Origin of the sequence: uncultured Anaerococcus sp. (assembly GCF_963510575.1) — a bacterium.
Lineage (GTDB): Bacteria > Bacillota > Clostridia > Tissierellales > Peptoniphilaceae > Anaerococcus.
The window spans coordinates 1-5,396 of record NZ_CAUPFR010000106.1; the positions used below are offsets into that span (position 1 = coordinate 1).

Annotated in this window: 8 protein-coding genes; all 8 read left to right on the plus strand. The window is 31.1% G+C overall.

The window, feature by feature from the left end; genetic code table 11:
- Nucleotides 1–312: hypothetical protein (locus RQ907_RS07350; RefSeq protein ID WP_311492726.1), on the plus strand; the 312-nt coding region annotated here is incomplete at its 5' end.
- Nucleotides 305–1,048, plus strand: coding sequence for an HAD-IB family hydrolase (locus tag RQ907_RS07355; protein ID WP_311492727.1), 744 nt, complete (start codon nucleotides 305–307; stop codon nucleotides 1,046–1,048). The genes RQ907_RS07350 and RQ907_RS07355, both read left to right, overlap by 8 nt.
- A gap of 221 nt (nucleotides 1,049–1,269) precedes the next feature.
- Nucleotides 1,270–1,983, plus strand: coding sequence for a hypothetical protein (locus tag RQ907_RS07360; RefSeq protein WP_311492728.1), 714 nt, complete (start codon nucleotides 1,270–1,272; stop codon nucleotides 1,981–1,983).
- 26 nt (nucleotides 1,984–2,009) lie between these two features.
- The gene (ruvC, locus tag RQ907_RS07365; protein WP_311492729.1) at nucleotides 2,010–2,504 is read left to right on the plus strand and encodes a crossover junction endodeoxyribonuclease RuvC; all 495 of its coding nucleotides are present in this window, start codon (nucleotides 2,010–2,012) and stop codon (nucleotides 2,502–2,504) included.
- Entirely contained in the window at nucleotides 2,504–3,094 is a 591-nt protein-coding gene (gene ruvA, locus RQ907_RS07370; RefSeq protein WP_311492730.1) for a Holliday junction branch migration protein RuvA, read from the plus strand. Before ruvC ends, ruvA begins: the two co-directional genes overlap by 1 nt.
- A gap of 8 nt (nucleotides 3,095–3,102) precedes the next feature.
- Nucleotides 3,103–4,110, plus strand: a complete 1,008-nt coding sequence (ruvB, locus tag RQ907_RS07375; protein ID WP_311492731.1) for a Holliday junction branch migration DNA helicase RuvB — start codon at nucleotides 3,103–3,105, stop codon at nucleotides 4,108–4,110.
- Nucleotides 4,111–5,133, plus strand: a complete 1,023-nt coding sequence (queA, locus tag RQ907_RS07380; RefSeq protein ID WP_311492732.1) for a tRNA preQ1(34) S-adenosylmethionine ribosyltransferase-isomerase QueA — start codon at nucleotides 4,111–4,113, stop codon at nucleotides 5,131–5,133.
- An 8-nt stretch (nucleotides 5,134–5,141) separates the two neighbouring features.
- On the plus strand, nucleotides 5,142–5,396 hold a 255-nt coding region (locus tag RQ907_RS07385; RefSeq protein ID WP_311492733.1), incomplete at its 3' end, for a tRNA-guanine transglycosylase.

Genomic DNA, 5,396 nt, shown 5'->3' on the forward strand with positions numbered 1-5,396 from the left:
ATTATTTACTTTATAAATGATAAGAAGGTTTTAAAATATTTTCCTTCAATTATAATAGGGGTTATATCGATTTTGATAGGGATATATTCAATAATTATCTTTACAACACCTAGAGGATTGAATACATCGTGGATTGCTATATTTTTAATGACAACGGCAATTGTTGGTATAGTGACCGGATTTATAATAGATTTATTTGTATCCTTAAGAAGGGATTTGGGTATTAATAAGGGCAATGTTAAAATAAACACAAGAAAAAATAAAACATTCAAAGCTAAGAGACGAAGAGAAAAGGAAAACTTAAATGACTAAGAATAAAGCAGCCTTTTTTGATATAGATGGAACACTTTTTAGAAATTCACTTCTAATAGAGCATTTTTTAAAGTTAGTTGAAGACGGAATTTTAGATAAAAAAATTTGGACAGATGAGATTGGACCTCTTTACAGTAAATATGAAAACAGACAGGGGGCTTATGAAGATTATTTAGACAAATCTGCTTTAGCCTACCAAAAATCCATGCGAGGTCTTGATAAAAAAATTATAGATAAATATTCTCAGATAGTAATAGAGGAAAATAAAAATAAGGTTTATAATATTACAAAAAATGCTGTAAACAAGCATTTAGAAGATGGATTTCTAATTTTCTTTATATCAGGGTCACCAGACTTTTTAGTAGGTGATTTTTCTAAGCTTTACAGTGCCACCGAGTCTATTTCTACTATTTATGAATTTGATGAAAATAATAAATTTACTGGTAAAGTATTACCTATGTGGGATGGCGAAAGTAAATTTTCGGCCGTAAGCAAATTAAAAGAAAAATATGATATTGACCTTGAAAATTCATACGCTTATGGAGATACAAATGGCGATATCACTATGTTTCAATTGGTTGGTAATCCACATGCTATAAATCCATCTTTTGAACTCTTAGAGAATTTATATAAACATGAAGATTTGAGAAGCAAGGCTGTTATTAACATTGAGAGAAAAGATGTAAATTATAATTTTGCGCTTAAAGATTTATTGGTTGGATTTGTAAAATTTTAAAAAATTATTAATGAATTTTTTTAAATTTTATTTTTTGAACTTGTGTTTCACCATCAAACGTTCTACAATATTTTATAAAAGCTAAAACTGCTAGAATTATATTCAATAATTAGAGAATAATGAATAATTTTACCGTTAATTTAGCTTTTTTTATTTTCGAATTAAACATATCTAAATAAATGACTTTGTTTTTATGTTAAAATAGAAGTCGAGGTAGAATAATGAAGGCAGAAATAAGGAATTCTATTCCAGTAATTGAAAAACTTGAATATAATTATTTAGTAGATGAAGATATATATTCTTTAAACACACTTATGTCTTTGTTATACGATAGAAATTTTATTAATTTCTCTAAACATTCTTACTATACTAAGGATTATTGTTTCAGAAATTTAAAGAGATATTTCTGGAATTTAGTAGATATTGATGAAATAATCAATAGTCTCAGTAGAAATGTTGGTAGAGATATAGATAGGTATGAGTATTTGATTTCTGTAAAGGCTCAATATAGGGCTTTTAGGTCAAAAAAATCAATTGATAAGCTCGAATTATTGTTTATAGAATCTTTTGGTGTTGATTTTTTGTTAGATGGGTCGAATATCTATTACAATAGAGAAGATAAGGAAATTTCAAAAATTGGCAACATGATGAAAGAAGTTATCTTATCTAATAGAGAATTAGTTGCTAGTATTAGAAGAGATTTATATAATTTTTCTGACCTTGTTCTTAAAAAGAAAATATATGCAATAGATATGTTAACACATAAGCAGTTAACATTTAATACGGAAAGTATTTTTACGGAAGATATTACAACTAAACAAACTCAAAAAATATACGATAAAACAATCAACTACCTATTTAGGTCCATGGTTGATACTTACGCTGAGTATTATTTCAGGGGTTTGATAAGAGAAGTATTTGAAAGGTATCAATAGGGCTAATAAGCCCTTTTTATTTTTTTATGATAGTTTTAGGGATAGATCCAGGCATAGCCATTATGGGTTATGGCGTAGTTGAATTTAAATCAAATAAGGTTAAAGTATTAGAAAATGGTGTGGTTACAACATCATCTAAGACTAGGACACCAGAGCGACTTAAAATTTTATATGATAATCTAGATAAGATTATTAAGGAGTTTAAGCCTGACGAATTTGCTATAGAGGAGTTGTTTTTTAATCAGAATGTAAAAACAGCTATAACTGTTGGTCATGCTAGAGGTGTGCAGGTCTTGTGTGCCGAGAATAATGGTTTAGATATTTTTGAGTACACACCACTTCAAATTAAGCAAGCAATTACAGGTTACGGCAGGGCTAGCAAACAGCAGATGCAGATGACTATTACTACCCTGTTAAATTTAAAGCAGATACCTAAGCCAGATGATGCTGCAGATGCCTTATCTGTCGCGCTTTGTCACGTGCTTAGTCAAAGATTTAAAGAACAATATAGGATGAATTAATGATTTCATACATAAAAGGTGACGTAAAGGCTATAAGTGAAGAGGGATTTATCATTGAAAATAATAACATAGGTTATTTTATAAATTCAACTCTCACAAGTCTTGCAAATATCCAGATAAATAACGAATATAAAATATATACATCTATGCAGGTCAGGGAAGATGACATATCTATTTACGGATTCTATTCAAAAGAGGAGCTTGAAATGTTTTTGCTTTTGATTTCAGTATCTTCTATTGGACCTAAGATTGCATTAGGTATGCTTTCATCTATAAGTGCAGATGAAATTAAATTAGCAATTGTAAACAATGATATCGATAAACTTACCAAGGCAAAGGGAATTGGCAAAAAAACAGCTTCAAGAATTATCTTGGAACTCATTGACAAGGTTAAGAAAATGGCTTTACCTGATGTGGAAAAAATTGAAAAGTCTAGTCCAGTTATTAATGATAATATTGAAGTAGCTAGAGAGGCTCTAAAAAATCTTGGTTATATGGATAATGATATAGCAAGAGTTTTGGGTGAATTAAGGACAGCTGACTTAAGCCTTGAAGCTTTAATAAAAGAAAGTCTAAAGAGACTTATTTAGGTGGATAAATGTTTGATGAAAATACTAGAATAGTAGGATCTAATGAACAAATTGAAGATCTGAAGCAGGAAAATTCTATAAGACCAAGGTGGTTAAGAGACTATATAGGTCAGGATAAGGCTAAGGAAAAACTCGATATTTTTATCAAGTCATCTTTATCAAGAAAAGAACCCCTAGACCATGTCTTACTTCAAGGGCCTCCAGGGCTTGGTAAGACAACATTATCAACTATAATAGCAAATGAACTTGGAGTTAATTTACGAGTAACAAGTGGTCCTGCAATCGAAAGGCCATCTGACCTTGCATCCATACTTACAAATCTTGCAGAAGGTGATGTTTTATTTATAGACGAGATTCATAGGATTAATAGGTCGGTTGAAGAGATTTTATATTCTGCTATGGAAGATTTTGTCCTAGACATAATAGTTGGTAAGGGCCCAAATGCTCAATCTATAAGAATAGACCTTGAGAGATTTACCTTAATTGGTGCAACAACCAGGGCAGGTATGCTTTCAGCACCTCTAAGAGATAGGTTTGGGGTTCTTTTATCACTAAATCTTTATGACAGCAAAGATTTAACAACAATTGTAAAAAGATCTGCAAATATTTTGGAAATACCAATTGATGATAAGGGAGCAATAGAGATTGCCAAAAGATCTAGAGGTACTCCTAGAATTGCTAATAGGTTATTAAAAAGGGTCAGAGATTATGCAATTGTAAAAGCTAATGACAAGATTGATTACGAAACAAGCAAAAAAGGCCTAGAATTATTAGAAATTGACCCTATGGGTCTTGATACCATGGATAAAAAAATTATACTTACAATGTATGAAAACTTTGGAGGTGGTCCTGTAGGAGTTGATACAATTGCAGCTTCAACAGGTATAGAAAATGTTACTATAGAGGACGTATATGAGCCATACTTACTTCAGATTGGCTTTATATCTAGGACACCTAGGGGAAGAATTTTAACAAGAAAAGCCTACGAGCACTACGGCTTAAAATATGAGGAATAGATGAAAACAAGCGAATTTGATTATTATTTACCTGAAGAATTAATTGCCCAACATCCTACCAGCAAAAGAGATGAAGCTAGGATGATGGTATTAGACAGAAATACTGGTGCAAGAGAAGATAAATATTTTTATGATATAATTGACTACCTAAAAGCTGGGGATGTACTTGTTATGAATGATACAAGAGTAATCCCAGCTAGACTTTTTGGACATAGGGCTGAAAAAGAAGAAAAAATTGAAGTTTTCTTACTAAACAATACTGAAGGAACTAAGTGGGAAGTCCTAGTTAGACCTGGTAAGAAGATGAAAATTGGCACAGAGGTTATTTTTTCTGATGAACTTTCTTGCAAGGTATTAGAAATAAAAGAAGACGGTAATAGGATAGTAGAATTTTATTTCGAAGGAATTTTTAACCAAATTTTGGATAGACTTGGAAATATGCCTCTTCCACCATATATAAAAGAAAAACTAAAAGACAATGAAGATTACCAAACAGTATATTCTAAAAATCCAGGATCTGTTGCAGCACCTACAGCTGGTCTTCATTTTACCAAAGAACTTCTCGAAAAGATTGAGGCTAAGGGTGTTCAACTTGCTTATCTTACCCTAAATGTAGGTCTGGGAACATTTAGACCAGTAAATGAGGATGAAATAACAAATCATAAAATGCACTCTGAATTTTATACTCTTAGTGAAGAAACTGCTGAAATACTAAATGCAGCTAAAAACGAAGGTAGGAGAATTATTGCAGTAGGAACTACTTCTATAAGAACTTTGGAATCTGTCTATAAGAAGAATAACAAAATTTGCGCAGACTCTGGTTGGACAGATATTTTTATATATCCAGGATTTGAGTTTAAAGTTGTGGATGCCATAATAACAAATTTCCACCTGCCAAAATCAACTTTAATTATGCTTATAGCTGCTTTTACAAGTAAGGAAATTATTTTAAATGCCTATAATGATGCAGTAGCAAAGAGATATAGGTTTTTCTCCTTCGGAGATTGTATGTTCATAAAATAGGAGGATAAATGCCTTTAAAATACGAGTTAATAAAAAAAGATAAATATACAAATGCAAGAGTCGGGGTAATCCACACATCTAGTGGTGATATACCAACACCTATATTTATGCCAGTTGGCACTGTAGGAACTGTCAAAACAATGACAGTAGATGATCTAAAGGAAATGGATGCTAAGATTATCTTGGGAAATACTTATCATTTATATTTAAAACCAGGAATGGATATAATGAAAAAAGCAGGGGGCCTTCATAAATTTATGAAT

Excerpts from the sequence above, each read along its gene's own strand:
- RQ907_RS07355 (WP_311492727.1), top strand. The coding sequence starts at position 305 with ATGACTAAGAATAAAGCAGCCTTTTTTGATATAGATGGAACACTTTTT.
- ruvC (WP_311492729.1), top strand. The coding sequence starts at position 2,010 with ATGATAGTTTTAGGGATAGATCCAGGCATAGCCATTATGGGTTATGGC.
- RQ907_RS07360 (WP_311492728.1), top strand. The coding sequence starts at position 1,270 with ATGAAGGCAGAAATAAGGAATTCTATTCCAGTAATTGAAAAACTTGAA.
- queA (WP_311492732.1), top strand. The coding sequence starts at position 4,111 with ATGAAAACAAGCGAATTTGATTATTATTTACCTGAAGAATTAATTGCC.
- ruvA (WP_311492730.1), top strand. The coding sequence starts at position 2,504 with ATGATTTCATACATAAAAGGTGACGTAAAGGCTATAAGTGAAGAGGGA.
- ruvB (WP_311492731.1), top strand. The coding sequence starts at position 3,103 with ATGTTTGATGAAAATACTAGAATAGTAGGATCTAATGAACAAATTGAA.